This is a genomic window from Streptomyces sp. SGAir0957 (assembly GCF_043523415.1).
Window position 1 is genome coordinate 2,246,376 of record NZ_CP027293.1, and the last position, 15,165, is coordinate 2,261,540.

At 72.7% G+C, this 15,165-nt stretch carries 12 protein-coding genes; 9 read left to right on the forward strand and 3 right to left on the reverse strand.

The window, feature by feature from the left end; genetic code table 11:
• Nucleotides 1–46 precede the first annotated feature (46 nt).
• Nucleotides 47–1,645, forward strand: coding sequence for an alpha/beta hydrolase (locus C1N81_RS15020; protein ID WP_394429324.1), 1,599 nt, complete (start codon nucleotides 47–49; stop codon nucleotides 1,643–1,645).
• 18 nt (nucleotides 1,646–1,663) lie between these two features.
• Here the strand turns inward: C1N81_RS15020 and hemQ are convergent, their stop codons facing one another.
• Both hemQ and hemG read right to left on the reverse strand, forming a co-directional pair.
• Nucleotides 1,664–2,395 (reverse strand): hydrogen peroxide-dependent heme synthase, encoded by a 732-nt coding sequence (hemQ, locus tag C1N81_RS15025; protein ID WP_394429325.1) that lies wholly within the window; start codon nucleotides 2,393–2,395, stop codon nucleotides 1,664–1,666.
• Between the two features lie 4 nt (nucleotides 2,396–2,399).
• Nucleotides 2,400–3,953, reverse strand: a complete 1,554-nt coding sequence (hemG, locus tag C1N81_RS15030) for a protoporphyrinogen oxidase (RefSeq protein WP_394429326.1) — start codon at nucleotides 3,951–3,953, stop codon at nucleotides 2,400–2,402.
• A 142-nt stretch (nucleotides 3,954–4,095) separates the two neighbouring features.
• On the opposite strand from hemG, the gene C1N81_RS15035 reads away from it, so the two are divergent.
• Entirely contained in the window at nucleotides 4,096–5,013 is a 918-nt protein-coding gene (locus C1N81_RS15035) for a DUF4349 domain-containing protein (RefSeq protein WP_394429327.1), read from the forward strand.
• On the forward strand, nucleotides 5,010–6,401 hold the full coding sequence (locus C1N81_RS15040; RefSeq protein WP_394429328.1) for an FAD-dependent oxidoreductase: 1,392 nt from the start codon (nucleotides 5,010–5,012) through the stop codon (nucleotides 6,399–6,401). Before C1N81_RS15035 ends, C1N81_RS15040 begins: the two co-directional genes overlap by 4 nt.
• A gap of 16 nt (nucleotides 6,402–6,417) precedes the next feature.
• Here C1N81_RS15040 and hemE read toward each other — a convergent pair whose 3' ends face one another.
• Nucleotides 6,418–7,497: a uroporphyrinogen decarboxylase gene (gene hemE / locus C1N81_RS15045; protein WP_394429329.1), complete on the reverse strand. Its 1,080-nt coding sequence runs from the start codon at nucleotides 7,495–7,497 to the stop codon at nucleotides 6,418–6,420.
• A gap of 197 nt (nucleotides 7,498–7,694) precedes the next feature.
• Between hemE and C1N81_RS15050 the strand changes: the two genes are divergently transcribed.
• The 6 genes from C1N81_RS15050 (at nucleotide 7,695) to C1N81_RS15075 (ending at nucleotide 15,102) form a co-directional block, all read left to right on the forward strand.
• A complete protein-coding gene (locus tag C1N81_RS15050; RefSeq protein ID WP_394429330.1) occupies nucleotides 7,695–8,366 on the forward strand; it encodes a DUF3000 domain-containing protein in 672 nt (223 codons plus the stop codon).
• Between the two features lie 320 nt (nucleotides 8,367–8,686).
• Complete coding sequence (locus C1N81_RS15055; RefSeq protein ID WP_361071171.1) at nucleotides 8,687–9,349, forward strand: response regulator transcription factor; 663 nt, start codon at nucleotides 8,687–8,689, stop codon at nucleotides 9,347–9,349.
• Nucleotides 9,350–9,470: 121 nt separating this feature from the next.
• A complete protein-coding gene (locus C1N81_RS15060; RefSeq protein ID WP_394429331.1) occupies nucleotides 9,471–10,745 on the forward strand; it encodes an HRDC domain-containing protein in 1,275 nt (424 codons plus the stop codon).
• 152 nt (nucleotides 10,746–10,897) lie between these two features.
• Nucleotides 10,898–11,680 (forward strand): ferritin-like domain-containing protein, encoded by a 783-nt coding sequence (locus tag C1N81_RS15065; protein ID WP_394437964.1) that lies wholly within the window; start codon nucleotides 10,898–10,900, stop codon nucleotides 11,678–11,680.
• 66 nt (nucleotides 11,681–11,746) lie between these two features.
• A complete protein-coding gene (locus C1N81_RS15070; RefSeq protein WP_394429332.1) occupies nucleotides 11,747–12,973 on the forward strand; it encodes a thiolase family protein in 1,227 nt (408 codons plus the stop codon).
• Nucleotides 12,970–15,102 carry a 3-hydroxyacyl-CoA dehydrogenase NAD-binding domain-containing protein gene (locus C1N81_RS15075; RefSeq protein WP_394429333.1) on the forward strand — a complete coding sequence of 711 codons (2,133 nt, stop codon included), beginning with the start codon at nucleotides 12,970–12,972 and terminating at the stop codon, nucleotides 15,100–15,102. The genes C1N81_RS15070 and C1N81_RS15075 overlap by 4 nt, the downstream gene beginning before the upstream one ends.
• The last annotated feature ends 63 nt before the right edge of the window (nucleotides 15,103–15,165 follow it).

Below are 15,165 nucleotides of genomic sequence, written 5' to 3' on the forward strand. Positions count from 1 at the left end.
CGATCCGCGACGGGGCGGTCCTGAGCACCACGAAAGGGATGCGCCCATGCGTCAAGGAGTGAGAACAGTGTCCGCCGTCCACGCCGCCGTGGGATCGCTCGTCCTGTCCCTCCTTGTCGCGGTCCCGGCGGGCGGCGCGAGCGCCGACACGGCGTGGCCCGGCGCACCGGAGGCGCGGGGCACCGCGGTCGCCGCGCAGCGCGCCGCCGCGGCCGGCGTCACGTTCGGCACGTGCCCCGCCGCCGAGGAGCTGCCCTCCCCCATCGCCTGCGGCACGGTCTCCGTCCCGCTGGACTACGCGCACCCCGACGGCAAGAAGATCAAGCTGACCGTCAGCCGCGCCAAGGCGACCAAGAAGCTCGGCAAGCAGCGGATCGCCCGGCAGGGCGCGCTCGTCTTCAACCCGGGCGGGCCCGGCGGCAACGGCATGTACTTCCCGCTCGTCCGCATGATCCCCGAGTGGAAGCGCATCGGCGCCGCCTACGACCTCGTGGGCTACGCGCCGCGCGGCGTCGGCCGCTCGGCGCCGCTGTCCTGCAAGGACCCGAAGAACTTCGGCAAGGGCCCCACGCAGGCGCCGACGCACCCCTCCGAGGCGTACAAGAAGAAGCGGATCGCGCAGGCGACGGCGTACGCGCGCGGGTGCGCGGAGCGCAATCCGGGGCTGCGGCACTACACGACGCTGAACAACGCCCGCGACCTGGACGTGCTGCGGGCCGCGCTCGGCGAGAAGAAGCTGACCTACATGGGCGGCTCGTACGGGACGTACATCGGGGCCGTCTACGCGCACCTGTTCCCCACGCATGTGCGGCGCATGGTGTTCGACTCGGCGGTCGACCCGGACCCGCAGAAGATCTGGTACCGCAGCAACCTGGCGCAGTCGGCCGCTTTCGAGCGCCGCTGGGCCGACTTCCGTGCCTGGGTCGCCAAGCACGACGCCACGTACCACCTCGGCAGGACGCCCGGGAAGGTGGCGCGGTCCTACGCGCGCGTACGCGCGGCACTCACGCGCAAGCCGGCCGGCGGCAAGGTCGGCCCCGGCGAGCTGCAGTCGGCGTTCCTCCAGGCCGGGTACTACGACGACTACTGGCCGAGGCGGGCCGCCGCGCTCTCCGCCTATCTGAAGGGCGACCCGGAGCCGCTGATCACGCAGGCCGCGCCGCCGGGCCCGAAGGCCGCCGTGGAGAGCGAGAACAGCGCCGCCGTCTACACGGCGATCGAGTGCAACGACGCGCCCTGGCCGACGGACTTCCGCGTCTGGGACCGCGACACCACGCGCGTGGCGCGCACCGCCCCGTTCGAGACGTGGGACAACACGTGGATGAACCTGCCGTGCGCGTACTGGTCCACGCCCCGTCAGACACCGGTCGACGTGCGGACCGTGCCCGGCCTGCTGCCGCCCACGCTGATCCTGGCCGCCGAGCGGGACGCGGCGACGCCGATCGCGGGCGCGCGCGAGCTGCGCGACCGTATCGGCGGCTCGGCCCTGGTGACGGAGCGGGACGCGGGCACGCACGGCGTGGCGGGCGGCCCCAACGCGTGCGTGAACGGGCATCTGGACGCCTACCTGCTGCACGGCACGGTGCCGGCCCGGCGCGCGGCGACGTGCGCGCCACATGCCGAACCGGCACCGGTCAAGCCGTGAGGTCCCGTCGGTGAGGCTCTAGGCCAGGCCCGCCACGAGCTCGGCGACGCTCTTGCGGCGGCCCGTGTAGAACGGGACCTCCTCGCGCACGTGGCGGCGCGCCTCGGAGGCGCGCAGGTGACGCATGAGGTCGACGATGCGGTACAGCTCGTCGGCCTCGAAGGCGAGGATCCACTCGTAGTCGCCGAGCGAGAACGAGGCGACCGTGTTGGCGCGCACGTCCGGGTAGCCGCGAGCCATCTTGCCGTGGTCGGCGAGCATCTTGCGGCGCTCGTCGTCGGGCAGCAGGTACCACTCGTAGGAGCGGACGAACGGGTAGACCGAGACGTAGTTGCGCGGCGTCTCGTCGGCCAGGAACGCCGGGATGTGCGAGCGGTTGAACTCGGCGGGGCGGTGCAGCGCCATGTTCGACCAGACCGGCTCCAGGGCGCGGCCCAGCTTGGTGCGGCGGAACAGGTTGTACGCCTCCTGGAGCTCGTCCGCGGTCTCGGCGTGCCACCAGATCATGAGGTCCGCGTCGGCGCGAAGACCGGACACGTCGTAGGTGCCCCGGATCGTCACGTCCTTCGCGGCGAGCTGGTCGAACAGCTCCTGGACCTCGTCGGCGTAGCCCGTCCGGTCCTCCGGCAGGACGTCCTTCAGCTTGAAGACCGACCACAGGGTGTAGCGGATGACCTCGTTGAGGTCCTTGGCCAGCTTGCCCTTGTTGGGGATCCGTGCCGGGTCGGTGGTGGGGGTGTCGTCGCTCATGTCCTCATTCTCCCGCTCCGCCGTGCAGGCTCTGCACCGGGTTGGCCTTCAGCTCGCCGCGCGCGCGTGAGTCGCCGCGCAGCTCGTCGGCGGCGGCGTGGGCGCTCGCGATGCAGGCGGGGATGCCGACGCCGTCGTACGCGGCGCCGCACACGGTCAGGCCCGGCAGCTGCGCGATGTGCTCGCGGATGCGGGCCACGCGCGCGGTGTGGCCGACGGGGTACTGGGGCAGGCCGTCCTGCCAGCGGGTGACGTGGGCGGCGACCGGGGCGGCCGCGAGGCCGGTGGCGGCGCGCAGGTCGCGCCGGGACACCTCGACGAGCTCCGCGTCGTCGCGGGCGAGGTCCTTCTCGTCGCCGTAGCGGCCGACCGAGGTGCGGACGACGAAGAGGTCCGGGTTCTGCTCGCCGATCCAGCCCCACTTGTGCGAGGCGAACGTGGCGGCCTTGATGGTGTGGCCGTCGACCGGCGGTACGAGGAAGCCGCTGCCCTCGGGGAGGCTGGTCTCGCTCCTGCGGAACGCCATGGAGATCAGCGCCATGGAGGCGTAGTCGATGCCGCGCAGCTCCTGGGAGGCGAGCGGGGACGCGGTGCGCAGGAGGCTGGCGGCGGCGGGGGCCGGGAGCGCGATGATCACCTGGTCGGCGGTGAAGGTGCGGCCGTGCTCGGTGACCACGCGCCACAGCGGCTCGGCCGGGGACGGCGTGCCGTTGGCCCGCAGGGTGCTGGCCCGCTCCCCCGTCAGGATCGTGCCGCCCTTGGCGCGCACCGCGTCGGCGACCGCGCCGGGCAGGGTGCCGACGCCGCCCTCGATGCCCGCGAAGACCGGGCCCGTCTGCTGGTTCCGCGCGGCGCGCTCCTGGATCGCCCGGACGGCCGCCGTCAGGGACGGGTGGCGGCGGGCCTCCTCGAACAGCTGGGGCACGGCGCTGCGCATCGAGATGCGGTAGGCGTCGCCCGCGTAGACGCCGCCGAGGAGCGGTTCGACGAGGCGGTCGACGACCTCGCGGCCGAGGCGGGCCGCGACGTACTCGCCGACCGCGATGTCGTCGACGATCTCCGTGGGCGGCAGCTCGGCGTCCTCGGCGATGCGGCGCAGGCCCTCGTCGGAGAGGACACCGGCGAGCGCGTCGGCGGTGCCGGGGACGCCCATGACGTGGCCCTTGGGCATGGGGCGCAGGGCGTCGCGGGTCCAGATCGAGGCGGTCGCGGTGGACGGCGGCTGGATACGGTCCGCGAGGCCGACCGCGCGGGCCAGGCCCACCGCCTCCGGACGGCGCGCCAGCATGGACTCGGCGCCGAAGTCGACGCGGGCGCCCGCGATCTCGCCCGCGAGCAGCTTGCCGCCGAGCCGCTCCGAGGCCTCCAGGACGGTCACCTCGACCCGTTCGCCGCCGTCGGAGCCGCTGCCGTCGCCGGTGCCCGCGGCGGTGTCGAAGCGGGTGTCGCCGCTGGTGTCGAGCAACCGGTGCGCGGCCGCGAGGCCCGCGATGCCGCCGCCGATGACGAGGACTTTCCTGCCCCCTGCTGTTCCCGTACCTGTGTCCGTTTCGCGCATACCCCCACTCTCTCAGAGCCGGGCCCTCGTCCCGCCGAGTCCCGACCGTGACCCGTTCGGAACCGCCCGGCAACCACCGGAAGGACCACTCCGGCGTCGTAGGGGCGTCAGACGACCACGACGTCCTCCGGGGGCCACCACGATGCACCTCACCCATCCATCCCGTCCGCGGGCGCTCGCCGCGCTGCTGCTCACCGCGGTGCTCGCGCTCGCGGGCTGCTCGTCGGGCGGGGACGACGACTCCGGCTCGAAGAGCGATCTCGGTGCCGCGTCACGGCAGGACGCGGGCGACGCCGCAGACAGCGGGCGCGACAGCGGCAAGTCGAGCGCCGCATCAGGCGCCTCGTCGAGCCCAAGGAAGCCGCCCAGGCTCACCGGTGTCCATGTCATCCGCACGGCGAGCCTCTCCGTGCGCGTCAAGGACGTGCCGGACGCGATCGACAAGGCGCGCACGGCCGCCGAGGACGCGGGCGGCATGGTCGGCAATGAGACGACGGACCGCGACCCGCACGGCCGCGAGCGCTCACGCCTCACACTGCGGGTGCCGCAGGACGCGTACGCGGAGGTCCTCGGCCAACTGTCCGGCTCGGGGCGTCTGTTGCGGCGCACCGAGAGCGCGAAGGACGTCACCGACCAGGTCGTCGACGTGAACAGCCGCATTGCGACGCAGCGGGCCAGCGTCGCGCGGGTCAGGGAACTCATGGACCGGGCCACGAAGTTGAGCGACGTGGTGACCCTGGAGGGCGAGCTGAGCAGCCGCCAGTCGGAGCTGGAGGCGCTGCTCGCGCAACAGGCGTCCCTGAAGGACCGCACGACGCTCGCGACGATCACGCTGACGCTGTCCGAGACGGCCCCGAAGGCGGCGGACGACGACGATGACGGCCCCGGGTTCCTCGACGCGCTGGCGGGCGGCTGGAGCGCCTTCGTGACCGCGCTGCGGTGGGTGGTGATCGCGGTCGCGGCCGTGCTGCCGTTCGCGGTGGTCCTGGCGCTGCTGGTCTTCTGGTGGCTGCGGTGGCTGCGGCCCCGCAGGCAGCGGCGTCGTAGCGTGGGCGCATGAGTACTGACACCCCCGCGCGGGAACGGCTTGTGGTCATCGGTGGCGACGCGGCGGGCATGTCCGCCGCGTCGCAGGCGCGCCGGCTGCGCGGCCCCGACGAGCTGGAGATCGTCGCCTTCGAGCGCGGGGACTTCACCTCGTTCTCGGCGTGCGGCATCCCGTACTGGGTGGGCGGCCTGGTGGACAGCCGGGACGAGCTGATCGCGCGCTCGCCGGAGGAGCACCGGGAACGCGCCATCGACCTGCGGATGCGGACCGAGGTCACGGAGATCGATGTCGCGGGGCGGCGGGTGCGCGCCCGCGCGCGCGACAGCGGGGCCGAGTCCTGGGTCACGTACGACAAGCTCGTCATCGCGACGGGGGCGCGTCCGCTCCGCCCCGAACTGCCCGGCATGGACGCGCCCGGCGTCCACGGCGTGCAGACGCTCGGCGACGGGCAGGCGCTGCTCGACACCCTGCGCGCGACCGAGGGACGCAAGGCCGTCGTGGTGGGCGCCGGTTACATTGGCGTGGAGATGGCCGAGGCGCTGCTGCACCGCGGCTACGAGGTGACGGTCGTCAACCGGGGCGCCGAACCCATGTCCACCCTGGACCCGGACATGGGCCGCCTGGTCCACAAGGCGATGACGGGCATGGGCATCACCCTGGTCGACGACGCCGAGGTGACGGAGGTCCGCACGGGGGCCGACGGGCGGGCCCGTGCCGTGGTCACGGCGGACGCCGAGTACCCCGCCGACGTCGTCGTCCTCGGCATAGGGGTACGGCCCGAGACGGCGCTCGCCCGGGAGGCGGGCCTGCCCCTCGGTGCCTCCGGCGGTCTGCTCACGGACCTCTCCATGCGCGTACGGGGCCACGAGGACATCTGGGCGGGCGGCGACTGCGTGGAGGTCCTCGACCTGGTCGCGGGCCGGAACCGGCACATCGCGCTCGGCACGCACGCGAACAAGCACGGCCAGGTCATCGGGTCCAACGTCGGCGGCGGCTATGCCACCTTCCCGGGCGTCGTCGGCACGGCGGTCAGCAAGGTCTGCGACCTGGAGATCGCCCGCACGGGTCTGCGCGAGAAGGACGCGCACCGCGCCGGGCTGCGCTTCGTGACGGCCACGATCGAGTCGACGAGCCGCGCGGGCTACTACCCCGACGCGGCCCCCATGACCGTGAAGATGCTGGCCGAACGCCGCACAGGGCGCCTGCTCGGCGTCCAGATCGTCGGCCGCGAGGGCGCCGCGAAACGCGTCGACGTGGCGGCGGTCGCCCTGACGGCGGGCATGACGGTGGACGAGATGACCGCCCTGGACCTGGGCTACGCGCCCCCGTTCTCCCCGGTGTGGGACCCGGTCCTGGTGGCGGCCAGGAAGGCGGTGGCGGCGGTGCGGGCGGCCGGGTGACCGCCCGCGCCGGTGCCTAGCGGGCCGTCTGCGTGTGCACGTACTCCACGAGGCGGGTCAGCGCGTCCGGGTCGGTCGTCGGAAGGACGCCGTGGCCGAGGTTGAAGACATGGCCCTCGAGGGAGGACGCCGCGTCGAGGACCTCGCGGGCCTTCGTCTCGACGGCCTCCTGGGTGGAGAAGAGGACCGCCGGGTCGATGTTGCCCTGGAGCGCCTTGCCGGGGCCGACGCGGCGGGCCGCCTCGTCGAGCGGGACGCGCCAGTCGACGCCGACGACGTCCGCGCCGGCCTCGCCCATCAGGCCGAGGAGTTCGCCGGTGCCGACACCGAAGTGGATGCGGGGCACCCCGTACGGCTCGACGGCCCGGAAGACCTTCTCCGAGGCGGCCATGACGGAGCGGCGGTAGTCGGCGGGCGACAGGGCGCCGACCCAGGAGTCGAAGAGCTGGACGGCGCTCGCGCCCGCCTCGATCTGCACCTTCAGGAAGGCCGCGGTGATGTCGGCGAGCCGGTCGAGCAGGTCCGCCCAGAGCTGCGGGTCCCCGTACATGAGGGCCTTGGTGCGCTCGTGGTTGCGCGACGGGCCGCCCTCGATGAGGTAGCTGGCGAGGGTGAACGGCGCGCCCGCGAACCCGATGAGCGGCGTGGCGCCGAGCTCGGCGGTGAGCAGGCCCATGGCCTCGGTGACGTACCAGACGTCGTCAGGGGTGAGGTCGCGGAGCTGGTCGAGGTCGGCGCGGCCGCGGATCGGGTTCGCGACGACCGGGCCGACGCCCGGCTTGATGTCGAGGTCGATGCCGATGGCCTTGAGCGGGACGACGATGTCGCTGAAGTAGATCGCCGCGTCGACCTTGTGGCGGCGCACCGGCTGCATCGTGATCTCGGCGACCAGCTCGGGCCGCATGCACGACTCCAGCATCGGGATGCCCTCGCGCACCTTGAGGTACTCGGGCAGTGAGCGTCCCGCCTGCCGCATGAACCACACCGGCGTGTGCGGCACGGGCTCGCGCCTGCACGCCTTGAGGAAGGCGGAATCCTTGACGGCGTCGTGCGTCGCTGACGGCTGCTGGCCCGTGGCCTCGGTGTTGACACTCACACCCGAAAGTCTCGCACGAGCGGCGAGTGGCACGGTTACGGCGTCGCGGGCGGGTGTCCTTGCCCGCGCGGGCCCTGTTCCCCTTAACCTTCCCCGCATGGCCGCGGCCCGGTGACGCCGGCCAGCGGCCAGGAAGACACGACGGCGACTCGGACGGGATGAGTGAATCGGTGCGGGAGGGGCAGAACGCTCGGGACATGAACGCTGCACATGAGGACGGTACGGCTCCGTCGACCCCCCTGCCCTTCCGGACGGCGGTCGACGCCTTGCGCTCCGCGCGGCTGCGCCCGGAGATCGAGATCGACCCGACGCGCCCACCGCAGCGCCTGGCCCCCTTCTCCTATGCGTTGGAGGCCACGGTCGTCGACACCGCCGAGGACGCCGACCCGGACGACGACGTGCTGGCGGACGGGCGTCTCGTCCTGCTGCACGACCCGTCCGGGCACGAGGCGTGGCACGGCACGTTCCGCCTGGTGACCCTGGTGCGGGCGGAGCTGGAGGCCGAGATGGCCGCCGATCCGCTGCTGCCCGACGTCTGCTGGTCGTGGCTGACGGGCGCCCTGGCCACGCGCGGCCTCGCCTACGGGGAGCCGTCGGGCACGGTCACGCGCGCGAGTTCGCACTACTTCGGCGGCATCGGCGACCGGCCCGCCGCCTCCCAGATCGAGATCCGCGCGTCCTGGACCCCGCGCGAGGGCCGGGGCGGGGTGCCGGACACGGCCGCGCACCTGGCGGCGTGGTGCGAGCTGCTCTGCCAGGTCGCGGGTCTGCCGCCGGTGGTGGCCGGCGGGCCCGGCCCGGACGGTCCGCACGGTGCGGACGGCGCGGTGGTCACGCTGCCCCAGCGCCGGGGCCCGCGTCCCCTCTGACCGGACACCCGCCCCTCCTGATCACCATCCCGCCCCTTCTGACCCCTTTTCAGGGAAAGTTTTCGGCCGCGTCGGCGAGTGCCCGGCGCGGCCGTCGCTCGTTCGGGGGACAGGCCGGTCCCCCGAGGTTCCGCTTCAGATTCGGTTCGATCTTCGGATGATCGATACTGTGTCTGAATTGCGTGAATTGTTACTCACCAAATCGTGATCTTTCTCTAAAGGCGGGCGGGTTTGGTGCCGAAGACCTCTGTGACCTTGAAAGCACGGTTCGTCCCGGCTTCATCCCCGAGCCGGCACAGTCCGCACCCCCAGGAGGCCTGGTGTCCGTTCTCCTCGAGCAGCCCTCAAGCCTGGTCGCCTACCGCCCGAACAAGCCGACCGCGATGGTGGTCGTGGCCGACCCCCGCGTCCGCTCCACCGTGACCCGCCATCTGTGGGCGCTCGGTGTGCGCGACGTGATCGAGGCCTCGTCCGTCGCGGAGGCTCGTCCCCGCATCGGCAACCCCCGTGACATCTGCGTCGCCGACGTCCACCTCCCCGACGGATCCGGTCTGACGCTCCTCTCCGAAACCCGAGCCGCGGGCTGGCCCAACGGCCTCGCCCTCTCCGCCGCCGACGACATCGGCGCCGTGCGCAACGCCCTCGCGGGCGGTGTGAAGGGCTACGTCGTCACCGGCACCCGCACCAACGTAGGACTCCCCTCCCGGCCCGGCGCCGCCCCGATCGGTGCCGCCGCCGCCCGTATGCACCGCCGCCCCCCGGGTGCCCCGAGCCACCCGGGCGGCTACCGCGAACTGTCCGGACGCGAGGTGGAGGTGCTCCGCCTCGTCGCCGAGGGACAGTCCAACAAGGCCATCGGCGTCTCGATGGGCCTGTCCGCCCTGACCGTCAAGAGCCACCTCGCCCGGATCGCCCGCAAGCTCGGTACGGGCGACCGCGCCGGAATGGTGGCGGTCGCCCTGCGCACCGGCATCATCCACTGAACCCGGGCGCGGCTCCCCTTCGATCACCTCTGGCCGGATCTTTCCGGTTCGCATCTCTTCGGCGCCCGTCGACGGAACGTTCCGTCGACGGGCGCCGTCCGTTCACAGATACCCTTGACAGGTGACCGACGCCCAAGAGACCGCAGCAGACAGTTCACTGCGCACCACCGGAGGCGCTCCTCCGGACGACGTCGAGACGGCGCCGATCCCCCTGCTCGAACCACGCGAGGGCATTCCACCGGTGATCGCCGACGAGGCCGCGCTCGCCGAGGTGGTCGCGGCCTTCGCCGCGGGCACCGGGCCCGTCGCCGTCGACGCCGAGCGCGCTTCCGGTTACCGCTACGGGCAGCGCGCCTATCTCGTGCAGCTGCGCCGCGAGGGCGCGGGCAGCGCGCTGATCGACCCGGTCGCCTGCCCCGACCTCTCCGGTTTCGGCGCGGCGATCGCGGACGCCGAGTGGGTGCTGCACGCCGCGACGCAGGACCTGCCGTGCCTGCGCGAAATAGGCATGGTGCCCACCGAGCTGTTCGACACCGAGCTGGCGGGGCGCCTCGCGGGCTTCCCCCGGGTCGGCCTCGGCGCGATGGTGGAGAACGTCCTGGGCTACGTCCTGGAGAAGGGGCACTCGGCGGTCGACTGGTCGACGCGCCCGCTCCCCGAGCCCTGGCTGCGCTACGCCGCGCTCGACGTGGAGCTCCTCGTCGACCTGCGCGACGCCCTGGAGAAGGAGCTGGACCGGCAGGGCAAGCTCGACTGGGCCCACCAGGAGTTCGAGGCGATCGCGGCGGCGCCGCCCGCGCCGCCCCGCAAGGACCCCTGGCGGCGCACGTCCGGGATGCACAAGGTGCGGCGGCGCCGTCAGATGGCGGTCGTGCGCGAGCTGTGGACCGCGCGGGACCGGGTCGCGCAGCGCCGTGACGTGTCGCCGGGCAAGGTGCTCGGGGACACCGCGATCGTCGAGGCGGCCCTCGCGCTGCCCGTCAATGTGCACGCCCTCGCCACCCTGCCCGGCTTCGGGCACCGCATGGGCCGCCGTCAGCTGGAGCAGTGGCAGGCGGCCGTGGACCGGGCCAGGGCGCTGCCGGACTCCGAACTGCCGCAGCCGGGCCAGCAGGTGGCCGGGCCGCCGCCGCCCCGCGCGTGGGCGGACAAGGACCCGGCCGCGGCGGCCCGCCTGTCCGCGGCGCGGTCGGCGGTGTCCGCGCTGGCGGAGACGCTGAACATGCCGCAGGAGAACCTGATCACGCCGGACACGGTGCGCCGGGTCTGCTGGGAGCCGCCGAAGCCGGTCACCCCGGAGTCGGTGGCGGAGGCGCTCGCCGCGCACGGGGCGCGGCGCTGGCAGGTCGAGCAGGTGACGCCGGTCCTGGTGCGGGCCCTTTCCGCGGGGAGCTGATCCGGCGGCCCACAAGGCCGTCGCCGCATCCAGGCATCGCCGGTCTGTTGCCGAATCCGGACATCACCAGGCTGTTGAACATGTTCAGAACTCACTAGGTTCTGAACATGTTCTTGAGCGTGTTCAAAAACAGACGGCCCAGCGCGGCACCGATACCGGCACCGGCACCGGCACCGGCACCCGGATACGGCGACTGGATCCAGAACTTCGAAGCCGCCCGCGACGACCGCGCGCGGCAAGGCGACCCGGACTGGTCGCGCGGCGCACGCCTGCCCGCCGCGCTCGTCCGCAGCGTGCAGCGCTTCCAGGTCGGCGAGGACGGGGACGGCGGCGAACTGCTCGCCAAGGCGGCCCGCGCGGGCGATCCCACCTACACCGCGGCGGCCCGCCTCTTCATCGCCGAGGAGCAGAACCACGCGCGCGTGCTCGCGCACGTCCTGGCGGCGGCCGGGGCGGAGACCCTGGGTGCGCACTGGAGCGACGCCGCGTTCGTCCGGCTGCGGCGCCTGCTCGGGCTCCGGATGGAGCTGCTCGTCCTGCTGGTCGCCGAGGTCGTGGCGCTCAGGTACTACAGGGCGCTGCGCGACGGCGCCCCCGACCCGCTGCTCGCCGAGGTGGCCGGGCGCATCCTCGACGACGAGCGGCGCCATGTCCCCTTCCACTGCCGCCGCCTGCGCGAGGGTTTCGCCCGGCTTCCGCGGCCGGCCCGGCGCGCCGTCACCACGGCCTGGCGGGCGCTGCTCGCGGGCGCGGCCGTGGTGGTCGCGGCGGACCACGGCGCGGCCCTGCGGCGGTGCGGGGTGACCCGGCGCGCCTTCGTCCGGGAGGTCGTCTCCTCGTCCGCGCCGATGGCTGTCATGATCGCGAGCGGCAATGTGACGTTCACCGCTTGGGGCGAGGGGGCTGGGCAGCATGGTTACCCGCAAGTAGCATGAGGGCATGAGCGCGCGCTCAGGCGCGCGCCGTGGCAGTGCCGTCCCGCATCTTGGAGGAGAGCCATCGTGCCTCGTACCGTCAGGGACGTCGTCTTCGTCGACGGCGTCCGCACCCCGTTCGGCAAGGCGGGCCCGAAGGGCATCTACCACGAGACCCGCGCCGACGACCTCGTCGTGAAGGCCATCCGGGAGCTGCTGCGGCGCAACCCGAACCTCGACCCCGCCAAGATCGACGAGGTCGCCATCGCCGCGACCACCCAGATCGGCGACCAGGGCCTCACCCTCGGCCGCACGGCGGGCATCCTCGCCGGGCTGCCGCAGTCGGTCCCCGGCTACTCCATCGACCGCATGTGCGCGGGCGCGCTGACCGCTGTGACGACCGCCGCCGGTTCCGTCGCGTTCGGCGCGTACGACGCCGTGATCGCCGGTGGCGTCGAGCACATGGGCCGCCACCCGATGGGCGAGGGCGTCGACCCGAACCCGCGGTTCGTCTCCGAGAAGCTGGTCGACGAGTCCGCCCTGTTCATGGGCATGACCGCGGAGAACCTGCACGACCGCTACCCGCAGATCACCAAGGAGCGCGCCGACAAGTACGCCGTCGCCTCCCAGGAGAAGGCGGCGAAGGCGTACGCGAACGGCAAGATCCAGCAGGACCTCGTGCCGATCTCCGTGCGCAACACCAACGCCGAGGTGGGCGAGGTCGGCTGGGGCCTCGTGACGGCCGACGAGCCGATGCGTCCGGGCACGACCCTGGAGAACCTCGCGGGCCTGAAGACGCCGTTCCGTACGCACGGCCGCGTCACCGCGGGCAACGCGGCGGGCCTGAACGACGGCGCCACCGCCTCGATCATCGCGTCCGAGGAGTTCGCCCGGGAGAACAACCTCCCGGTCAAGATGCGGCTCGTCTCCTACGCCTTCGCGGGCGTGGAGCCCGAGGTCATGGGCTACGGCCCGATCCCGGCCACGGAGAAGGCGCTCGCCAAGGCGGGCCTGTCCATCGAGGACATCAACCTCTTCGAGATCAACGAGGCGTTCGCCGTCCAGGTCCTCGCGTTCCTGGACCACTACGGCATCGCCGACGACGACGCGCGCGTCAACCAGTACGGCGGCGCCATCGCCTACGGCCACCCGCTCGCCTCCTCCGGCGTCCGTCTGATGACGCAGCTGGCCCGCCAGTTCGAGGAGCAGCCGGAGGTCCGCTACGGCCTCACCACCATGTGCGTCGGCTTCGGCATGGGCGCCACGGTGATCTGGGAGAACCCGCACCACAAGGACGCCGGAGGCGACAAGTGAGCACCACCACCGCTGAGCTCCTGAAGGGCGCGGCCGAGCTGTTCCCCGGCGAGGTCGTCACCTCGGCGCACGTACGCCACCTCGACCTGCCGTACGGGGCCGGGCGCTTCGCGCTCATCACGCTCGACAACGGCTTCGACCACACCAAGCCGACCACCTTCGGGCCCGGCTCGCTCGCGAACCTCAACACCGCGATCGACCAGGTCGAGGCGGAGGCCGCGGCGGGCGACATCGTCGGCGTCGGCATCACCGGCAAGCCGTTCATCTTCGCCGTCGGCGCCGACCTCAAGGGCGTCGAGCTGCTGAAGAACCACGACGACGCGCTCGCCATCGGCAAGGGCGGCCACGAGGTCTTCAAGCGCCTCTCGGGCCTGGCCGTGCCGACGTTCGCGTACTACAACGGCGCCGCGATGGGCGGCGGCGTCGAGGTCGGTCTGCACTGCAAGTACCGCACGGTGTCGAAGGCGCTCCCCGCCTTCTCCCTCCCCGAGGTCTTCCTCGGCCTGGTCCCCGGCTGGGGCGGCTGCGCGCTGCTGCCGAACCTGATCGGCGCCGACAAGGCCGTCTCGGTCATCATCGAGAACTCGCTGAACCAGAACAAGCAGCTCAAGGGCGCGCAGGTCTACGAACTCGGCATCGCCGACGCGCTCTTCGAGGGCGCGGACTTCCTGGAGCAGTCGCTGCTCTGGACCGCGCAGGTCCTCAAGGGCGACGTCAAGGTCGAGCGGCCCGACGTCGACCGCGGCGAGGCCTGGGACCAGGCCGTCGCGCGCGGCCGGTTCATCGCCGACTCCAAGGTGCACGGGGCGGCCCCGGCCGCGTACCGCGCGCTGGAGATCATCGCCGCCGCGAAGAGCGGGGACCTCCAGGCCGGGTTCGACGCCGAGGACAAGGCGCTCGCCGACCTCATCATGGGCGGCGAACTCCGAGCCGGCATCTACTCGTTCAACCTCGTCCAGAAGCGCGCCAAGCGCCCCGCGGGCGCCCCGGACAAGAGCCTCGCGCGCCCGGTGACGAAGGTCGGCGTCGTGGGCGCGGGCCTCATGGCCTCGCAGCTCGCCCTGCTGTTCCTGCGCCGCCTGGAGGTGCCGGTCGTCCTGACCGACATCGACCAGGAGCGCGTCGACAAGGGTGTGGGCTACGTCCACGCCGAGATCGACAAGCTGCTCGGCAAGGGCCGCGTCAACCAGGACAAGGCCAACCGCCTCAAGGGCCTCGTCTCCGGTGTGCTCGACAAGGCCGAGGGCTTCGCCGACGCGGACTTCATCATCGAGGCCGTCTTCGAGGAGATCGGCGTCAAGCAGCAGGTGTTCGCCGAGGTCGAGGCGGTCGCCCCGGCCCACGCGATCCTGGCGACCAACACCTCGTCCCTCTCGGTCTCCGAGATGGCGTCGAAGCTGAAGCACCCCGAGCGGGTCGTCGGCTTCCACTTCTTCAACCCGGTCGCGATCCTCCCGCTCCTGGAGATCGTGCGCGGCGAGAAGACCGACGACGCGGCGCTCGCCACGGCGTTCGGTGTCGCCAAGAAGCTGAAGAAGACCGCGGTCCTCGTCAAGGACGCCCCGGCGTTCGTCGTGAACCGCATCCTGACCCGCTTCATGGGCGAGATCCAGAACGTCATCGACGAGGGCACCCCCGTCGAGGTCGCCGAGAAGGCCGTCGAGCCGCTCGGCCTGCCGATGTCGCCGCTGGTCCTCCTGGAGCTGGTCGGCCCGGCGATCGGTCTGCACGTCTCGGAGACCCTGCACCGCGCCTTCCCGGAGCGCTTCACCGTCTCCCCGAACCTCGCGGCCGTCGTCAAGGCGGGCAAGCGCGGCTTCTACGTCTACGACTCCGGTAAGCCGGAGCTGGACCCCGAGGTCGCCGCGCTCCTGAAGCAGGGCGACACCGTCCTCACCGAGGAGCAGGTCCGCGACCGCGTGCTCGACGCCGTCGCCCAGGAGATCGGGCTCATGCTCGACGAGGGCGTCGTCGCCGAGGCGCAGGACATCGACCTGTGCCTGATCACCGGCGCGGGCTGGCCCTTCCACCTGGGCGGCATCACGCCGTACCTGGACCGCGAGGGCGTCTCGGAGCGTGTGACCGGCAAGCGGTTCCTGGAGCCGGGCGTCGCGTCCGTCCCCGCGTAACCGCTCCGCTCGAAACCGGCGGCCGTCCCCGCGCGCAGCTCTGCGCCGCGGGGGCGGCCGCCG

Bases quoted from the DNA above. Each gene is read 5' to 3' on its own strand.
- C1N81_RS15020 (WP_394429324.1), top strand. From the start codon at position 47: ATGCGTCAAGGAGTGAGAACAGTGTCCGCCGTCCACGCCGCCGTGGGA.
- hemQ (WP_394429325.1), bottom strand. From the start codon at position 2,395: ATGAGCGACGACACCCCCACCACCGACCCGGCACGGATCCCCAACAAG.
- hemG (WP_394429326.1), bottom strand. From the start codon at position 3,953: ATGCGCGAAACGGACACAGGTACGGGAACAGCAGGGGGCAGGAAAGTC.
- C1N81_RS15035 (WP_394429327.1), top strand. From the start codon at position 4,096: ATGCACCTCACCCATCCATCCCGTCCGCGGGCGCTCGCCGCGCTGCTG.
- C1N81_RS15040 (WP_394429328.1), top strand. From the start codon at position 5,010: ATGAGTACTGACACCCCCGCGCGGGAACGGCTTGTGGTCATCGGTGGC.
- C1N81_RS15050 (WP_394429330.1), top strand. From the start codon at position 7,695: ATGAACGCTGCACATGAGGACGGTACGGCTCCGTCGACCCCCCTGCCC.